An 18,845-nucleotide genomic window follows, 5' to 3' on the forward strand; every position below is an offset into this window, starting at 1 on the left:
AATCATGTTTAAAACAGTTTTAATTGCAAACCGTGGTGAAATTGCTGTTCGTGCGATTCGTACTCTAAAAAAATTAGGTGTGAAATCTGTTGCCGTGTATTCAGAGACCGATCGTTATGCACAGCATGTCTTAGATGCAGATGTGGCAGTTTCTCTTGAAGGTATTAAACCTGCAGAGACTTATTTAAGTATTGAAAAATTGATTCAAGCAGCCAAACAAACTGGTGCTGAAGCAATATTTCCCGGTTATGGTTTCTTATCTGAAAGTGCCGACTTTGCCCGTGCATGTGAGGAAAATAACATTGCTTTTATGGGGCCAACCGCCGAACAAATTTTAGAATTTGGCTTGAAGCATCGTGCACGTGAATTGGCTGCGGCAGCCAATGTACCCATGACACCGGGCACAGGTTTATTGGCAAGTTTGGATGAAGCACTCGCATCTGCTGCAGAGATTGGCTATCCCATCATGCTGAAAAGCACCGCAGGCGGTGGCGGGATTGGTTTAACCCGCTGTGATGATGAACAATCATTAAAAGATGCGTATGAAAGTGTAAAGCGTCTAGGCGAGCAGTTTTTTAAAGATGCGGGTGTTTTCCTCGAGCGTTTTGTCGATAAAGCCCGTCATGTAGAAGTACAAATTTTTGGTGATGGTTTAGGGCAAGTCGTTGCCTTTGGTGAGCGTGATTGTTCCTTGCAGCGCCGTAACCAAAAAGTGGTGGAAGAAACACCAGCACCGCATTTACCTGAAGCAACCCGTCAAAAATTGCACCGTGCTGCTGTAGAGCTTGGTCAATTGGTGAAATACCGCAGCGCAGGTACGGTTGAGTTTATCTATGATGCTGCCCGTGATGAAGTGTATTTCCTTGAAGTGAATACCCGTTTGCAGGTTGAACACCCAGTCACTGAAATGGTGACGGGTTTAGATTTGATTGAATGCATGCTGAAAGTGGCGGCAGGTGATGCTTTAGATTGGGAAAAACTCAGCAATATTCAACCCAATGGTGCTGCCATTGAAGTGCGAATTTATGCGGAAGATCCAGTGAAAAACTTCCAGCCAAGTCCGGGTGTGTTGACGGATGTGTATTTCCCTGAAGATATTCGTGTGGATACTTGGGTGTCTACAGGTACTGAAATTTCACAATATTTTGACCCGATGATTGCCAAAATTATTGTGCATGCTGCAGACCGAGACAGTGCGATTGCCAAGTTAAAAACAGCCTTGGCTGAAACCCGCTTGAATGGCATCAGCACCAACTTAGACTATGCGCATACCGTAGTGTCTGATGCACGCTTTGAAAATATGCAAATTTGGACACGCCTGCTGGATGATTTTAAATATGTGCCAAATGTGATTGAGGTGCTGCAACCAGGTACACAAAGTACGATTCAGGATTATCCGGGGCGTGTGGGCTATTGGGATATTGGTGTACCGCCATCAGGCCCAATGGATGATTATGCATTTCAGTTGGCCAATCAAGTTGTGGGTAATCCAAAATCGGCAGCAGGCTTTGAATTTACCTTACAAGGACCAAGTCTTAAATTTCATGCCGACAGCATCGTAGCCTTAGCAGGTGCGCCATGTAGCGCGACTCTAGATGGTGTGAATGTCGATTTTTGGCAACCGATCAGCATCAAAGCAGGGCAAACATTAGTACTTGGACAAGTTGAGTCGGGTTGCCGTACTTATCTTGCAATCCGCAACGGACTAAATGTACCTGAATATCTAGGCAGCCGCTCAACCTTTGCATTGGGTAATTTTGGCGGTCATGCAGGGCGAGTGCTGCGTGCAGGTGACATGATTAAAATGGTCAATCCAAGTCTGCCTTTAGATGGATTGGAAATTGCAACAGCAGCACCGCAAGCTTTGGCAGCAGAACGTATTCCAAGCTATGGCAAAGAATGGAAAATTGGTGTGCTCTATGGCCCGCATGGTGCACCAGATTTCTTTAAACCTGAATATATTGAAGAATTTTTTGCTTCAACATGGAATGTGCACTTTAACTCAAACCGTTTAGGCATTCGCTTAACAGGCCCGACACCAAGCTGGGCACGTGAAAATGGTGGTGAAGCAGGTTTGCATCCATCCAATGTGCATGACTGTGAATATGCCATTGGGGCGATTAACTTCACTGGTGATTTTCCCGTGATTTTGGCTAAAGATGGCCCAAGCCTCGGTGGCTTTGTTTGCCCAGTGACGATTGCCAAAGCTGAACTTTGGAAAATTGGTCAACTGAAGGCAGATGACAGCATTAGTTTCTATCCGATGAGTGTTGAACAAGCCAATGCATTGGAAGTTCAGCAAATTGCCGATATCCAAAACTTTGCTCAAGTACCTGAAAAGTCAGCGTTGGTCAATTTTGAATGCAAGCCTGAAGGGATATTGGCTGTGCGTGAAGCGGATGCACATGCGCCAAAAGCGGTCTATCGTCAGGCAGGTGACAGTTATATCTTGTTGGAATATGGCGAAAACGTTCTCGACCTTGCATTACGCTTACGTGTTTATCGACTGATGCAGCTCATTCGTGAAGCGACCATTGATGGCATTTTAGAGCTTTCACCAGGTGTACGTTCACTGCAAATTAAATATGATGGATTGCGTTTCAGCCAAGCGAATTTAATCCAGTTCTTATTAGGACTCGAAAATGAGATGGGAGATTTGAGCCAAATCAAGATTCCATCCCGTATTATTCACTTGCCGATGGCATTTGAGGACTCGGCCACTTTAGGTGCTGTGGAACGTTATCAAGAAAGTGTCTGTGCCAAAGCGCCTTGGTTGCCAAATAACGTCGATTTCATTCAGCGCATTAATGGCTTAGACAGTCGTGAGCAAGTCAAAGACATTCTTTTTGATGCAAATTACTTAATTTTAGGTTTGGGTGATGTGTATTTAACTGCACCTTGTGCAGTGCCAATTGATCCGCGTCATCGTTTGCTCAGCTCGAAATATAACCCTGCACGTACTTTTACTGCAGAAGGCACAGTGGGTATTGGCGGTATGTACATGTGTATCTATGGCATGGACTCACCAGGCGGTTATCAATTGATTGGCCGTACACTGCCTATTTGGAATAAGTTTAAAAAGAACAAACAGTTTGGCGATCAGCAATGGTTCTTACGCTTCTTTGATCAAATTAAATATTATGAAGTAACCGAAGCTGAACTGGATCAATTCCGTGCTGACTTTGCCAATGGTGTGGCGGAAATCAAAATTGAAGAAACTGAATTTGATTTTGCAGCCTATCAAGCCTTTTTGGAAACAGAGAAGGACAGTATTGCCGAATTTAAAGCACAGCAGCAGCAGGCATTTACAACTGAAGTTGAACGCTGGAAAGATGAGTTTGATGCACCTGCGGAAATGGAAATCCTGCAAGATGATACCGACTATAGCCAGTATGCAGCTTTAAATGCATCGATGACCGGCAACATTTGGAAAATTTTTGTCGAAGCTGGACAGTCTGTGAAGAAAGGTGAGACTGTAGCCATTATTGAAGCGATGAAAATGGAGCTTCCAGTCTATGCCGATGATGATGGTATCGTGAAAGCGATTATTTGCCGTGCAGGACAAACGGTACATAGCGGTGAACCGCTGGTTTATATGGAATAAACATGACCTCAGCCATTGTTGGGAAAAGCTCAGACAACTTGTCTGAGCTGGTTTTCCAAAAAATAAAAAACGATATTTTTGATTTCCAGCTCAAACCGGGCGCACGTTTTACCGAATCTGAAATTGCCGAGTTGTATGAAGTGAGCCGTACACCCGTACGTCAGGCTTTATACCGTTTACAGCAAGATGGCTATGTAAGGGTGCATTTTCGTAGCGGTTGGGAAGTGAAGCCACTCAATTTTAAAGCCTATGAAGAACTCTATGATTTACGGATTTTGCTGGAATGCTATGCCATTGAGCAGCTCTGCAAAATGGAATCAGAGCAACTCAAACAGGCTTTACAGGACTTGGTGAATTTGTGGTGTATTCCGCCTGAGCAGTTTTTGCATGATTTAAAAACTTTATCGATGCAAGATGAAGCATTTCACTGCCAATTGCTTGAAGCAATCGCTAATAGTGAAATGGCAAAGGTGCATCGGGATGTGAGTGAAAAAATTCGTATTATTCGTCGCTTAGATTTTTCTAAAGATTATCGAATTGAAGCCACTTATGCAGAGCATCAACAGATTTTACAATTGATCCTTGGACATAATGTTACAGCGGCATTGGAGAAAATGCGCAGCCATATTCAGCAAAGTAAAGAAGAGGTGAAAAAAATTACTTTGGAAATGTTGGCGCGAATGGCATAGAAGTATTTGCAAAAGATCTACCTCATGGAAAGTCTTGGAAAATATGCATTTTACGAGTCAATCTGTGTCGTTAGGGGCGTGCTTAGAGCTACAAATATCTGTATTCACTGGTTAATATGATGGAGAAAAATAAAAAAAACCACGAAGGGGAGGTTCTATATTTCAACTTTAGAAAACGCGATTTCTTTGGCGACTGAACGCCATTTCGGACAAGTCGATAAAGCGGGTCAAGCTTATATTCAGCATCCACTTCGTGTGATGCAAAATGTGCAACATCCCGACGCTAAAATCGTCGCTGTATTACATGACATTTTAGAAGATACAGAGACAACGACGGATGAGCTTCATGCTTTAGGTTTTCAAGCCCATATTATCGACGCAATACAGGCACTAACTAAAACAACAGGTGAGAACCGATTTCAAGCGGCGCAGCGTACTGCTAAAAATGCAATAGCGTGTGAAGTAAAACTCAGTGATTTACACGACAATATGGATTTGTCTCGCTTAACTTCGGTCACAGTAAAAGATAAACGTCGGTATCAACAATATGTAAAAGTTAAACATAGATTAGAGTGTGCTCGGAGCGTCCATTTACATCTGATCAATTTAAATCTAACAACAGATTATCCGAGATTTCAATTTCAAAGTTCACAGCAAAATTTTCAATATCTTCTCAATGCGATGTTTGATCTAGAGCATTCATTAGGTGGTATTCAGATTGGAAGTCCACAGGAATGGTGGAATTTATTTGAAGATGTCAGCGCATATTTTGCATATTGCCAAAGAAAGGGAGTGGTTCCCAAGCAGGCAATATTCTTAAATTTAATTTTAACCATAGATCGAGACTATTTCGGGGGCATTTTTCAAGCTGAACAAGATCGGCAATTATTTGCTTCTATGTTTGGCGTCTTTATGCAAAATCATTTTTATCGCGTGGAAGCTTAAGGCTGACTGGGTGGATTCTAGGGGTCGTACATAAAGTGCAAGCGCACCAAGAGAAAGTCACTGGTGATTGATGAATCTTATCTAGATAATTAGATGCTGAGTGTCATTTAAGAATATCTCGAAATGCTTGATTTCGAGACTTTTAAAGTGATTCCATCCATTGACATCTCCAATGAAACATGTGGCCATGCTTGCTGAACCTTATGCTTCAATCCTACATGGCATCATGGTGGCTGCAGGATTTATCATTCCAACTTTGGTGTTGATGTGGTTGTATAAACGAAGTGAACGCCTGAGCCAAGCGGCATAAAAAAAGCCCTCACATTTGAGGGCTTTTTCGTTATTTTACTTCGGGTAAATCAAACCAAATCACTTGAGCATCTTCAAGCGCTTCAATTTGGCTATCTTCTAAGAACGCAATTGCACCACCAGCTTCAACTTTATGTTCAGCAATTTGCACTGAACCTGAAATAACATGGATATAGTTGATATGCTGCGTTGCATGGATATCTAAAGATTGACCTTTCGTCAAAAATGCAGATTTAACTTCCGCTTGCTGGCGAATATGCATAGCTGCATTGTCATTTGGACCGACAATTAAATGCCATTGATTGGGTTGATCGCGTGGATCACATTTAATTTGTTGGTAGGTCGGTTCAGCATCACGTTCATTTGGAACGATCCAAATTTGTAGTAAATGCACATCTTCATCACCTTGGTTCATTTCGCTATGACGCACACCTGTACCTGCACTCATCAGCTGCCATTCACCTGCAGAAATGCCACCATGGTTGCCCATACTGTCTTTATGCGTAATGGTACCTTTTAACACACAAGTTAAAATTTCCATGTTGTCATGTGGGTGTTGACCGAAACCTTCATGTGCTGCAATTAAGTCATCATTAATTACACGAAGCGCACTAACGCCCATGTATTTCGGGTCATACCAGTTACCAAAAGAGAAGCTGTGTTTAGACTCAAGCCAGCCCATTTTTACGTGACCACGGTTTTCACTTGGATGTAAAAAAGCATTCATGGCATTCATCCTTATCTTAATTATTGAACATGTGCCTATTTTAAGATTGAACTAAATCGGGATATATAGTTTTTTAGCGACAATTCATCCTATTTTTGCAACGATCATTCATGATTGAGTCTTTTGTTATGCATGAATGCACAGCTATAAAAAAAGCCTGCACGAAGCAGGCTTTTTTAAATGTGACTAAAATTATTCTAAGAATTTAACAGTCACACCAGATTTCACTTTCTTACCTAAGTCATTTGCATCCCAGTTGGTCAAACGAATACAACCGTGTGATGCAGTTTTTGAGATAGCAGATGGGTTCGGTGTACCGTGAATACCAAATGATTTTTTGCTCAAGCCAATCCAGATATTACCGACAGGGCCATTTGGACCAGGTGGTAATGAAAGTGGTTTTTTGTTGTTGCCTTGAACAAAGTTAGACGGTGAGTAGCTGTACCATGGGTTTGGTGCAACACCTGTGACTTTGTATGTACCTGTAGGCGATGGAGTATCTGAACTACCAATCGTTGCAGGGAATGAACCGATCATTTGGTTGCGGCTATTAAACAAGTAAAGTTGTTTCGCGCCTTTATGTGCAACGATTAGGTGAATATCTTCAGGAACTTCGTTACGAATATTCGCTACTAAGATTTTTTCACCAGCTTTTTTAAATGTCGCTTTTGGATTCAACTTTTTCAAAAAGTCTTCATCCATGTGGAATTTTTCACCCAACATTTCAGTCACACGTGTGTAGTACAAGCCCTTCATTTTTGCTTGTAATGCATAGTCGTGTGGAATCGATGCTGCATAAGGACCTTTCAAGTCTGCATCAGTCAACGTGTATTCAATGAATGCAGGTTTAGAACCTTGTTTCGCAATCAGCGCATCCCAAGTTTCTTTAGTTAAAGTCCCTGTAGGTTTCAACCCATTCATTTGTTGGAATGAAGCGATCGCCTTTAGGGTATTTTTACCACTGGTACCATCAATTGCACCCGGTGAAGCATGTGCATTATTGAGCATGACATGCGCACGTGCATAAACAGGGAATTGACCTTTACCAATGTTGTCATACCACTGAGCATTATTTAGGTCATTTAAACCCCAAGCAACTTTGGCAGCAGGCGAAGTTGATGTTGGAGTTGTAGCAGTCGCTGTAGCAGGTGCAGCACCGATGTCGGCTTTAACATCTTCTGATTGTTGCAAGCTGTCTAAAGTTTGCGATGCTTGGTTCAGATCTTCTTGTTCTTGAGCGCTAATCTGGCTAGTTGCAGATGAAGCTTCAGTCGCTAACGGATCAATGGGATCCTGAACTGCAACATTAGTCACTTTTTTTGGCGTTAATGGTTGTTCAGCAGTAGATGCGGCAATAGCTGTACCAGCAAATATGCAACTTAGGCTCAGTGCGAGCATGGTGCGAACGAACATGTAATTCAACCTTAAGAATTATTCATTTACTGTGTATTAAAAACTGGCTAAGTATTACAGAAAAAAAGTGGAGATGCAGTAGTTGTTTTGTGTAAATATCATTTTTGGCACTCAACATGATCGGTTTTTAAATGCTTGAGAAGTTATTATATTTACAACCTTTTTGATATGATGATGCCAATATCGAATTAAGTTGGGAAAGTGAATGACGACCTTAAAAAATGATCGTTTCTTGCGCGCCTTATTACGTGAACCGGTAGATGCAACTCCGGTTTGGATGATGCGTCAGGCTGGCCGTTATTTACCAGAGTATCGTGAAACACGTGCCAAAGCAGGTGATTTCCTATCCCTTTGTAAAAATACAGAATTTGCTTGTGAAGTTACATTACAACCTTTGCGTCGTTATGACTTAGACGCAGCCATTTTATTTTCAGACATTTTGACTGTACCTGATGCGTTGGGTTTGGGACTGTATTTTGAAGCTGGTGAAGGTCCGAAGTTTCATAAAACTGTACGTACTGAACAAGATGTACTGAATTTACCTAAGTTTAATGCCAAATCTGACTTAGATTATGTCATGAATGCTGTGACTACGATTCGTTCAGCATTGGGCGGACAAGTTCCTTTGATTGGCTTCTCAGGCAGTCCTTGGACATTGGCAACCTATATGGTGGAAGGCGGTTCAAGCAAAGATTTTCGTTTTACGAAACAAATGATGTATGCACAACCTGAAGTGCTGCATGCCTTATTAGACCGTTTGGCTGTGGCGGTGACTGAATATCTCAATGCGCAGATTGATGCAGGTGCGCAAGCCGTACAAATCTTTGATAGTTGGGGTGGGGCATTAGCACACCGTGAATACATTGAATTTTCACTGAACTACATGCAAAAAATCGTGGCAGGTTTACAGCGTGAAAAAGATGGACGCAAAGTCCCTGTGATTTTGTTTACCAAAGGTGGTGGTCAATGGTTAGAGCCAATGATTGCAACGGGTGCAGATGCCTTTGGTTTAGATTGGACTACGCCATTAAATGTAGCACGTCAAACAGTCGCAGGCCGTGCAGCATTGCAAGGCAACTTAGACCCAGCAACATTGTATGGTTCGCCTGAAGCGATTGCGAAAGCGACGCGTGCCATGTTAGATGACGCATATGCCAACGGTGAAAAAACCGGTTATGTGGCGAACTTAGGTCATGGTATTACCCAGTGGGTAGATCCAGCCAATCCAAAAGCTTTTATTGATACGGTACACGAATATAGTGCCAAGTATTTATAAGGCTTTAGGGAAATTGGTTTAGGATTCAACCGTGGTCAAGATTATAAAATCATGTTTTGAGTTCTCTTATAAGGCAGCTTCGGCTGCCTTATTTGGGATATTACTGCTGATCGCTTTTGCATTCACTGCAGCAATGGGAAGTCAGGAATATTTTGGCTTTTTCCGTTATGATTATTTATTGTTTTATGCACTGATTATTCAAGTGTGTTTACTCTGCTTAAAACTCGAGTCTTGGGCGGAAGCCAAAGTCATAGCACTGTTTCATATCCTTGCAATGGGGATGGAAATATTTCTGACCCATCCACATATTGCCTCATGGCAATATCCGCAGCCTGCGGTTTTTAAACTGCTGACCGTGCCATTATTTGCAGGTTTCATGTATTCGGCAGTAGGAAGTTTCTTTGCACGTTCGTTACGTCTATATCAGGTGTCGTTCAGTAACTTACCGCGTTTTGGCAATATGCTGTGCTTAGCCGTTTTGTCATATCTTAATTTTATGACCAAATTTTTTGTGCCAGATATTCGTATGTTTTTGTTTGCTTGGAGTGTGGTGATCTTTTGGAAAACCAAGCTGAGTTTTCAATTACAAAATCATGTGATTCAGTTGCCTATGTTACCAGTACTGTTGATTTTGGCATTCTTGATTTGGATCGCAGAAAATATCAGTACCTTCTATCAAATTTGGTTATATCCAAGTCAGGTCGATGCATGGCATATGGTCGGTTGGGGGAAACTCGGTTCTTGGTATTTGTTGCTATTACTCAGTCTGGTTTTAGTACTCAAAATCCTTGGAAAACGGGATGAAAATGGTACTTGGTTGCTCAAAAAATAGTGAAAAAGAACGTATTATTTTTAGCCAAAAGTTTTAGATGAAAATGTTTTGCCTTATCTGAAAGATCAAGTTAATCTACAGGTGTGTAATCAAAATTACACATGTTTTAATAATTAAAAACAATGGAATAAAATTCCCTGGAGAAGTGCTATGTTAAAAAAATTAGCTTTAGTTGCAGTCGTTGCACTAGGTTCTACAGCTGCTTTTGCTGACCGTGACGTAGGTTGTGGTGTTGGTTCTCAAGTTTGGGCTGGTCAATCAGGTAAAATTCCTAAAATTTTAGCTGCGACTACCAACGGTATTTTTACTAACCAGTTACTTGGTATTACCTTTGGTACTTTAGGTTGTAGCGGTACAGGTACAGTAACTGCTCAAGCGGTAACATTTACCAATGAAAATGCTGAATCACTTGCTCGTGATATGGCAGTTGGTCAAGGTGAGAGCCTGAATGTTTTGGCTGAGCTTTTAAACATCCAATCAACAGATAAAGCACGTTTCTTTGCTGTGTCTAAAGCAAATTTTGCTGAAATCTATTCAGCTGAAAACCAGTCTTCTCTACAAGTACTTGCTTCATTGCAAAACGTAATGGCGAAAGATGAAGTACTTAAAGCATACGTTTAATCGTTGTTTTCAAAACCCTGTCTCTTGGCAGGGTTTTTTATTATCTAAAATATATAAAAATGGATTTGAATTTAACTGAATGAAATCAATTGCTTTATTTTGTACCTTTATGATTCCGAGCATCTTATATGCTCAGCAAGTTGTAGATCCAAACCTCTCTAAAACCGTAGAGGTGCAGCGATATATTGAACTTGCACAATCAAAAAAACTGTCTGAACACATCAGTTGGCAACGACTCTTGTATACAGATCATAAAGGACAAAGTGAAGTTGCTTTTTCAGGTTACTTTCTAGCTGAAAATGGCCGTCAAAATGCCCAAGCCGAATTAGAGGCAGATGTCGCTGCACTGTTTCAAACCGCCGAACCTAATCAAGTCTTTCGTTGTCGTTTCCCTGCGCGTAGTCAGTGGCTGATGCAAGAATTATTCATCCGTTCAGAGCAGTTACCTGTGGTGAGTTGCCCTGAGTTTGATGAATGGTTTGGGAAAATTAAGCCGTATAAAGCGACATTAATTTACGCCACAGACTTTATGGGGAATCCAAGTTCTATGTTTGGACATACCTTGTTGCGTCTCGATCCGAAAGATCAGAAAGAGCTAAATTTGGTGTCCTTTGCCATTAACTATGCAGCGACAGTTGCAGGTGAAGATAACTGGTCTTATGCATGGAAAGGCTTAACAGGGCAATATCCTGGTGAATATTCCTTGATGCCGTACTACCGGAAGGTGAAAGAATATGGTGATTTTGAAAGTCGTGATTTGTGGGAATATGAGCTAGCGCTGACCGAGCAAGAAACCAGTTATTTGGTTAAACATATTTGGGAAATGCAAAATGTCAGTTTTCCCTATTATTTTGCTAGCGATAACTGTGCTTATCGTTTACTAGGCTTAATGGATTTGGTTCGCCCGACACTGAATTTAACCGAGAAATTTAAAGTTGCTTCGATTCCCGTTGAGACGATTAAAGCGATCAATGATGAACAACTGATTCAAGCAGCGGTGTATCGTCCTGCATTAGAAACGCAGCTTTTATCACAAGCGCAGCAACATGGATATCGTTTAGCACGTGAAGCGCATAAGCTCGCTGAAATTGAACCTGCGATGATGTCGACAGCACTCGCTCAGTTTAATGAAGCAGAGCAAGCGAAAATATTAGAAATGGCGTATGACCATCTGTATTTATTGCTGATTGGTCGAAAGGTGAGTGCGGAAGAAACGCAGCCTAAATTGCGTCAAATCTTGGCCTTACGTAGCCAGTCTTCGCAACCAAAACAACGGACTGAACCTACGCAGCCAAGTCTAGATCCAGTGAATGGACATCATGCGCGAAATTTTTCAGCTACCGTGGGTGAAGTTCAAGGTGAAAAATATATCGAACTCGGTCATCGTCAGGCTTATCATGATTTGATCGATCCGCAAGGTGGTTTTCGGATTGGAACGCAGCTGATGTTTTGGGATGGCTCGATCCAATATCGAGACGACCAATTCAAACTCAATCATTTTGATTTTTTATCGGTCAATTCTTACAACCCGATCACGCCATTTAAAACACCGCTAAGCTGGGGTTTTAATTTTGGCTGGCAGCAAGTGTCTGTAGATGCAGGTCAATTTAGCGAAACGAAACAACATGGCGTAGCTACATTAAAAGCGCAATCTGGATATAGCTGGGCCAATCAAGAACGCACGCATTTGTGTTATGTGCAGTCTCAAATGCAGGTGCAGGGCGGTAAGTCTCTCGATCAGGGCTGGCGAGTTGGCCTTGGGCCGACACTGGGTTGCCAAAATATTTGGTCAGAAAAATTAAATAGTTTGGTTCAGGCAGAGCTTCCGTATTGGGAAGATGCACATCAATGGAATCTGAAACTCGATGCAGAATTACAATATATCGTCAACCAACAAAATGCCTTAAGACTAGGCTATGAATACCAGCAGCAAGATGATCAAGATTGGAATAAATTGAAATTGAGTTATGTATTTTTCTATTAATTTTTAAGATAGATAAAATATGAAATATCAAATAAATTTGTTTTTTTATGTAAGTAAAGCAAGGTATGATTGCTAGCTTTGTAATAGCTGTGGTTTGTGTCACCGAATGAATCAAGAATGTATTACAGGTCTAAGTCAGACTTGGAAAGATATTTGTGATCAATATACTGAAAATGAACATCTTGCAGCATTGCAATTTATCCAAAGGCATGTTGAACATTTAGTTACTGTTTTTTATGAACAAATGTCACGTGAGCCAGAGTCGGCTGAATTTTTTAAAGACGATATCATTCAAAAAAGGCTCATCGACACTTTAAGAAAATGGTTGTTAGAAACGTTTAATGTCGCACTGAATGGTGAATTTGAAAGCTCAGTCAAAAGACAGCAGAAAGTTGGAATGGTACACGCGCGTGTTGGTATTCCGTCATGGTTCATCATACGTGGTGTGCGTGAAATAGAACGTAAAATATTTGAAATTTTAGAGCTAAACCAAACGCAAAGTATTCTCCATATGTGCAGTTATATTGTACAAATTATGGGGTTCAGCACAGAAATTATGTGCCGATCTTATGAGATCAATACGGAAAAAAACCAAGAAACAAAACACAATTATCGCTTATTTTCAGCGATGCAAGATGTGGCCGTGCATAAAGATAAACAACGGGGTTCATTGCTCGACTGGGAAAATGAACTGATGTTTAAAATCTTTTCGGGCAATGTTGGTTTTTATCATCCCTTATTTTCAAAATCAGAGTTTGGGCTATGGTTCATTCATAAAGCGGCATATGCTTTTTCAGGTTCAGATCAGGTTCAACTGATTATTGACCGAATTTATGAAGTGGATCAATTAACCCAGCAAACGATGCAGATGACGGAAAAAGATCAGCTGCAACAGTTGATTCAACAGATTCGTGAATTGAACCGTGAAATTCAGCATTTAGTCGATCAACTATTTCAAGTGGCTGAATATATTGAGTCTGGCAACGATTCTTTGACTCAACTTCTAAACCGCCGCTATCTCAGTACGATTATTTCACGTGAAATTACCTTTGCGCGGAAAAATGAAACGCCATTGTCTTTGCTCGCCTTTGACGCGGATTATTTTAAAATGATCAATGATAAGTTTGGTCATGCAGCAGGTGATCTCGCACTCAAATTTATTGCTGAAGCCTTGCAGCGTTATAGTCAAGGTAGCGATTATGCATTCCGTATCGGTGGTGAAGAGTTCTTATTACTCTTGGTCGATACTGGTGTAAACCGTGCGATGAAAATTGCAGAAAATATTCGCCAATATATTGAAAAGGGCTTGATCCGAACGGCACAAGGTCAGCAATTTAGTTTTACCGTAAGCATTGGTTGTGTGCAGTATGATGGCCATCCTGATTATCAGCGTTTCTTAGATGCCGCAGATCATGCGCTGTATGCGGCAAAAAATAATGGTCGAAACTGTATACAAGTCACAAAGCATTTGTCGTATATCTAATTTATCCTGAGAATAAAAAACTCCCATATGTGGGAGTTTTTTTATGGGTAAATATGTTTTATGGCGAGATGTGCCGTAATTTAAACTTCGACAACTACATAGTATTTTTTGACGGCTTCGACAACTTCAAACTTGCCCTGAAAAGATGGGGGAATAATGCCCGCATGGCCAGCGGAAACCTCGATATATCCACCTTGTTGATCATGAATACGTACTAAACCTTCAAGGATTGTAAAAAATTCTTGTTTATTGGGTGCAAAGACAATATTCCATGCGCCAATTTCACATTGCCAAATCCCGCAGTCCATATTGGGGTGTACATACAGGCTTGCAGTTTCACGTTTAGGATTGCCCTGAACCAAACGGTCTGGGCGAGGGAAGTCTATGCTGTGTTTGGCTTGCGCTAAACCCTGACCGGCAATATATACATCTGACATGATTCATCCTGAAAATAGTGCTTTGCTATCAAAGCAAACGATTTGCGATATTAAAACACAAATAAAAAAAGCCTCAAAAGTTTGAGGCTTTTTTAAAGAGCTGACGCTGAATGTTCTATTAATAGCTTTCAGGCACAGCACTTAAGAATTCACGGCGTTCTTCTTTATTGGTTTTAAAGTCACCGACAAAAGAAACGGTACGGGTTGTAGACTCTTGTTTACCTACACCACGCATCATCATGCACATGTGAGCTGAATCAATCACCACAGCAACACCACGCGCACCAGTCACTTCAGCCACTGCTTCAGCAATCTGCTGAGTAAGGTTTTCCTGAATTTGTAAGCGACGGGCAAACATTTCTGTAATACGTGCGAATTTTGATAAACCTAAAACATTGCCTTCTGGGAGATAAGCAATATGTACACGGCCATAAAAAGGCAATAAATGGTGCTCGCACAAAGAATAGAATTCGATATTCTTAACTAAGACCATTTCACGGTTATCGGATGGGAAAACCGCATTGTTGGTCACTTCTTCAAGTGTCTGGCTATAACCAGAAGTAAGATATGAAAAAGCTTTAGCAGCACGCATAGGCGTATCTTTAAGACCTGGGCGATTCAGATCTTCACCAACGGCAGTTAGGATATTTGCGTAGGATTGCTGCATAGACATAAGACGTGTTCACTTACACTGAGAGATTGAACAAGGACGGCATTGTAGCAGAAAACTATTACAATGCCTTCTTTTGGAGTTAAATCCGATTATTGTTTAAACTGTGGGTTCTTTTCTGCACGTTTAAGCAGAACCAGTACAGCACCTGTACCGCCTTGTTTTTCTGGGGCGCTCACAAATGCCAATACGTCACGGTGTTGACGTAACCAACTATTTACATAAGTTTTTAAAATTGCTTCTGGCCCTTTGCCATGCACAATTTTAATGACGTTTTGATTGTCATCTTTCGCCATTTGAATGATTTGCAGCACAGCCGAACGAGCTTCTTCTACAGTGCAACCGTGTAAGTCGACTGCTTCGAACCAACGTAGATTACCGGCTTTTAAATCTTCAAAAACTTTATGCTGTAAGGTTGCAATGCGATAGCTTAAGGCCGCTTGACTGGCAACAGGGTTGAGCATCGCTTGCGTATCAGAAAGTAATGCATCATCTGTTTCCATAGGACCAATTGCAGCAGCACGTTTAGCCAACGTTTGCGCATCAGGTTTTTTACGACCCACTTTTTCCATTTTTGCAGTATTTCCTGCATTCATTTTTTGAACACCTTGCATTTGCTTTTGGAAAAGCGCGAAGTCTTCTTCCTGCTCTTGTTCAACAGTCTTTGGCGTTGGCTCAGGCTGTTTAGCAATCGTAGAGGAATGTGGATTCGTAATTTGCTTTTTAAAAGATTTCAGTAGGTTGTACTGATCTTTTGAAAGCGAAGAATCGTGTTTGCTCATAATGAAAAAACGGGAAATATACAAAAATTTAAAGCAATTATAGCCTTAAATGGCACTGATTTGAACTGGAAAGACTTTATATAAAGAAGATCTCTTAATTCATTACAAATCCTATTTGGACTTCAAAGTTGAATTAATTAATTTAATAACTTTTTTATTTTTATATTGTTCTGCAAGAGCTAATGCTGATTGTTCTTCATTAAATTTAGAAATACACACGATTTCGGTTGAAGCGCCTTTTTCAAGTAAATAAGAAATTATCTGATATTGATTTAGGCGAATGGCTTTACCTAATGGGGAGCATCTAGTGAAATAATATGTTTGTGGTTCAACTTCATCTACTACAAGTTCATTTATTTTTCTAAGCTTCATTTTTTTAATGAAAGAAATATCTGTGTGCTCGATTGCCGCCATAATTAAGGTGGTATCATAAAATTCATTGTTTTCACCAAAATTTAAATATTCAAGATACAAATTTTTGGCTTTTTCATAATTATCAATATCATTTTTCTGTGTCAGGTTCTTTATCGCATTTTGGAAAAAATCATTCATATCATCAAAATCATTTATTGCTGCATGGAACATGAATAGATTTATTAAATATGGCTCATCAGCTAAATTCTTTTTCAATAAATGAGGGGTATCTTTATAAAAAATCTGTTCAAAATGATTTAATTTTTCCATGGAAATAGGGTGAGATTTAATATTGATTGGTTTTGATAAAGAATTTTTATGTCCTTTAGAAATAGAAAAATAGGTTGAATTTTCAATATTCTTGTTTTTAGTATTGATTGAGTAATTAATGACTATTGGTAAGCCTTGATAACTAATGATTTCAATTTGATTATTATTGAAATCATAATTTTTGCCCTTTAGCACGTTAGTATTTATATTTGGAAAAATTTGATTTAGGTCAATCTGCGCAGCAATGATGCCTTCGGGCATAGTGGAAATATTGAAGTAGAGGATATGATTTTGGTCAATATGATACGGTGAGCCAGTATACAGAGTTATATTTTTTGCCCAACTTATCTGGTGTAGTGAAACCAAGATTAATGAAATGAATAGAAGAGTAGAAGAAATAATCGACTTCATTATTTTTAATTCTCAAATGAATAAAAATTATAAAAAGGATGTGTAATTTTTTTAATATGGATGCAAAGGAGAAAAAGGGTGAGCGAACTCACCCTACATATTTCATTTATATTTTATCAGGCACACCAAACAGCTCCTTAAACGCCTGATCAGGGCGTGGCTGCTTCATAAAACTTTCACCGACCAAGAATGCATGAATGTCATGTTCTTGCATCATGGCAACATCTGTGGGTGTGGCAATACCGCTTTCTGTCACGAGTAGGCGAGAAGGTTCAAGTAACTTTTTCAAACGTAATGATGTGTTGAGGTCAACATCAAAGGTTTTTAAATTACGATTATTGACGCCAAGTATACAGTTGTCAGAAAGACGCATTGCACGCTCAAGTTCTTCTTCGTCATGTACTTCAACCAACACGTCGAGATTGTGTTCAAAAGCAGTTTTCGACATTTCTTCGAGTTGTTGATCAGACAAACAAGCCACGATTAATAAAATACAGTCCGCATGTAAAGCGCGTGTTTCAATTACGCCATAAGGGTCAATCAAAAAGTCTTTGCGCAGGGCTGGCAAGTCACAGTGCGAACGTGCGATCTGAATGTTTTCATCAGCACCTTGGAAAAAATCCACATCGGTTAAAACAGACAAACATGCCGCACCAGCATCTTGATACTGCTGCGCAATTTCAGCAGGGTTAAAGTTTTCACGAATGATGCCTTTCGATGGTGATGCCTTTTTAATTTCAGCAATCACCCCCGGACGTTTAGAGCCGAGGTTTTGTGCAAAACCTCGAACAGGTGTAGCTGCTTGAGCTAGCTCTTCGACATCTTTATAGCTACGTTGTTTAAGACGGGCTGCAAATTCTTCTTTTTTACGTTCAACAATTTTACCTAAAATTGTATTGGCGATATCTACCATGATTTGAGTCCTAATCTTAAGCTTCGTATTCTTTTAAAGTTTTCGTAAATTCAGACAAAATGCCCATTTTCTCTAGAGCTTGACCGCCATAGATAATGTCATGTGCTAATGCAACACCTTGTTTATAGCTTTTGGTTAAGCCTGAAACATAGATACCGGCACCTGCATTTAGGGCAATCATATTCGCGGCTTTATCACCGAGAGCAGATTTATTTTTACCTAAAGCATCTTTGATCAATTTCAGACTTTCCGCAGCACTATCTACAGATAGACCTGTTAAGGTTTGCGACTCGATATCTACAGCTTCAGGTTGAATTTCCCATTCAGTGACTTCGCCATCTTTGAGTTCAGCAACATAAGTACTTGATGCAAGGCTAATTTCATCTAAACCGTCTTTAGAATGCACCACCAAGACATGTTCTGCACCGAGTTGTTTTAAAACTTCAGCCATAGGACGACATAATTCTGTAGAGAAAACACCAATCACAAAACGTTTTACGCCGGCCGGATTCGTAAGCGGGCCAAGTAGGTTGAAAATACTACGGAAGCCCAATTCTTTACGTGGACCAGCAGCATATTTCATGGCTTTATGATGATTAGGTGCAAAGAGGAAACCAACGCCCATTTCACGAATACAACGTTCAGTTTGCTGCATGTTCAGGTCAAGGTTAATTCCAGCTTGTTCTAAAAGATCAGAAGAGCCTGATTTTGATGAAACACCACGACCGCCATGTTTAGCAATGGTTGCACCTGCTGCTGCAATGACAAAACTAGACGCAGTAGAAACGTTAAATAAGTTTTGACCATCACCACCTGTACCAACGATATCCACCAAATGTGGCAGATCACTGACATCGATTTTGATCGCAAATTCACGCATTACACGTGCTGCGGCAGTGATTTCATCAATACTTTCACCTTTTTGGCGTAAGCCCATCATAAGTGCGCCAATTTGCGCATCGGTCGCTTCACCTTGCATGATGGTACGCATCACTTCTTCCATTTGAGGTTGAGTGAGTTCAATATTTTTCGTGATGTTATTTAAAGCTTGTTGAATATTCATAA

The 18,845-nt window shown here is 40.4% G+C and carries 16 protein-coding genes and 1 pseudogene; 9 read left to right on the forward strand and 8 right to left on the reverse strand.

Annotated elements, in window-relative coordinates:
* The first annotated feature begins 4 nt into the window (after nucleotides 1–4).
* From uca to FTU38_RS05865, 4 genes and pseudogenes are all read left to right on the forward strand, one after another.
* Nucleotides 5–3,604, forward strand: a complete 3,600-nt coding sequence (gene uca, locus FTU38_RS05850) for an urea carboxylase (protein ID WP_180003215.1) — start codon at nucleotides 5–7, stop codon at nucleotides 3,602–3,604.
* Nucleotides 3,605–3,606: 2 nt separating this feature from the next.
* Nucleotides 3,607–4,293, forward strand: coding sequence for a GntR family transcriptional regulator (locus FTU38_RS05855; protein ID WP_180003212.1), 687 nt, complete (start codon nucleotides 3,607–3,609; stop codon nucleotides 4,291–4,293).
* Nucleotides 4,294–4,452: 159 nt separating this feature from the next.
* Nucleotides 4,453–4,854, forward strand: a pseudogene (locus FTU38_RS16820) (guanosine-3',5'-bis(diphosphate) 3'-pyrophosphohydrolase); the annotation flags it as partial.
* A 556-nt stretch (nucleotides 4,855–5,410) separates the two neighbouring features.
* Nucleotides 5,411–5,548, forward strand: coding sequence for a hypothetical protein (locus tag FTU38_RS05865; RefSeq protein WP_180003210.1), 138 nt, complete (start codon nucleotides 5,411–5,413; stop codon nucleotides 5,546–5,548).
* 30 nt (nucleotides 5,549–5,578) lie between these two features.
* Here the strand turns inward: FTU38_RS05865 and FTU38_RS05870 are convergent, their stop codons facing one another.
* Entirely contained in the window at nucleotides 5,579–6,274 is a 696-nt protein-coding gene (locus FTU38_RS05870; protein WP_168379153.1) for a pirin-like bicupin family protein, read from the reverse strand.
* A 192-nt stretch (nucleotides 6,275–6,466) separates the two neighbouring features.
* On the reverse strand, nucleotides 6,467–7,687 hold the full coding sequence (locus FTU38_RS05875) for a L,D-transpeptidase (RefSeq protein ID WP_180003208.1): 1,221 nt from the start codon (nucleotides 7,685–7,687) through the stop codon (nucleotides 6,467–6,469).
* 205 nt (nucleotides 7,688–7,892) lie between these two features.
* On the opposite strand from FTU38_RS05875, the gene hemE reads away from it, so the two are divergent.
* From hemE to FTU38_RS05900, 5 genes are all read left to right on the forward strand, one after another.
* Entirely contained in the window at nucleotides 7,893–8,963 is a 1,071-nt protein-coding gene (hemE, locus tag FTU38_RS05880) for a uroporphyrinogen decarboxylase (protein WP_078191978.1), read from the forward strand.
* Nucleotides 8,964–9,003: 40 nt separating this feature from the next.
* Nucleotides 9,004–9,795 carry a DUF817 family protein gene (locus tag FTU38_RS05885; RefSeq protein WP_373683033.1) on the forward strand — a complete coding sequence of 264 codons (792 nt, stop codon included), beginning with the start codon at nucleotides 9,004–9,006 and terminating at the stop codon, nucleotides 9,793–9,795.
* Nucleotides 9,796–9,945: 150 nt separating this feature from the next.
* Nucleotides 9,946–10,416, forward strand: coding sequence for a DUF3015 family protein (locus FTU38_RS05890; RefSeq protein WP_180003204.1), 471 nt, complete (start codon nucleotides 9,946–9,948; stop codon nucleotides 10,414–10,416).
* 79 nt (nucleotides 10,417–10,495) lie between these two features.
* The gene (locus FTU38_RS05895; RefSeq protein ID WP_180003202.1) at nucleotides 10,496–12,400 is read left to right on the forward strand and encodes a DUF4105 domain-containing protein; all 1,905 of its coding nucleotides are present in this window, start codon (nucleotides 10,496–10,498) and stop codon (nucleotides 12,398–12,400) included.
* A 106-nt stretch (nucleotides 12,401–12,506) separates the two neighbouring features.
* Nucleotides 12,507–13,883 (forward strand): diguanylate cyclase, encoded by a 1,377-nt coding sequence (locus FTU38_RS05900; RefSeq protein WP_180110744.1) that lies wholly within the window; start codon nucleotides 12,507–12,509, stop codon nucleotides 13,881–13,883.
* A gap of 80 nt (nucleotides 13,884–13,963) precedes the next feature.
* On the opposite strand, the gene FTU38_RS05905 is transcribed toward FTU38_RS05900, so the two are convergent.
* From FTU38_RS05905 to trpD, 6 genes are all read right to left on the reverse strand, one after another.
* On the reverse strand, nucleotides 13,964–14,320 hold the full coding sequence (locus tag FTU38_RS05905; protein WP_180003198.1) for a cupin domain-containing protein: 357 nt from the start codon (nucleotides 14,318–14,320) through the stop codon (nucleotides 13,964–13,966).
* A 118-nt stretch (nucleotides 14,321–14,438) separates the two neighbouring features.
* Nucleotides 14,439–14,987, reverse strand: a complete 549-nt coding sequence (gene folE, locus FTU38_RS05910) for a GTP cyclohydrolase I FolE (RefSeq protein WP_171262632.1) — start codon at nucleotides 14,985–14,987, stop codon at nucleotides 14,439–14,441.
* A gap of 95 nt (nucleotides 14,988–15,082) precedes the next feature.
* Nucleotides 15,083–15,772, reverse strand: a complete 690-nt coding sequence (locus FTU38_RS05915) for a Smr/MutS family protein (protein WP_078190270.1) — start codon at nucleotides 15,770–15,772, stop codon at nucleotides 15,083–15,085.
* A 111-nt stretch (nucleotides 15,773–15,883) separates the two neighbouring features.
* Nucleotides 15,884–16,867: a hypothetical protein gene (locus tag FTU38_RS05920; RefSeq protein WP_180003197.1), complete on the reverse strand. Its 984-nt coding sequence runs from the start codon at nucleotides 16,865–16,867 to the stop codon at nucleotides 15,884–15,886.
* Between the two features lie 106 nt (nucleotides 16,868–16,973).
* On the reverse strand, nucleotides 16,974–17,780 hold the full coding sequence (gene trpC / locus FTU38_RS05925) for an indole-3-glycerol phosphate synthase TrpC (protein WP_180003195.1): 807 nt from the start codon (nucleotides 17,778–17,780) through the stop codon (nucleotides 16,974–16,976).
* 16 nt (nucleotides 17,781–17,796) lie between these two features.
* A complete protein-coding gene (trpD, locus tag FTU38_RS05930) occupies nucleotides 17,797–18,843 on the reverse strand; it encodes an anthranilate phosphoribosyltransferase (protein WP_168379163.1) in 1,047 nt (348 codons plus the stop codon).
* Nucleotides 18,844–18,845: the final 2 nt, after the last annotated feature.

This window comes from Acinetobacter sp. YH12098, assembly GCF_013419235.1.
GTDB lineage: Bacteria > Pseudomonadota > Gammaproteobacteria > Pseudomonadales > Moraxellaceae > Acinetobacter > Acinetobacter amyesii.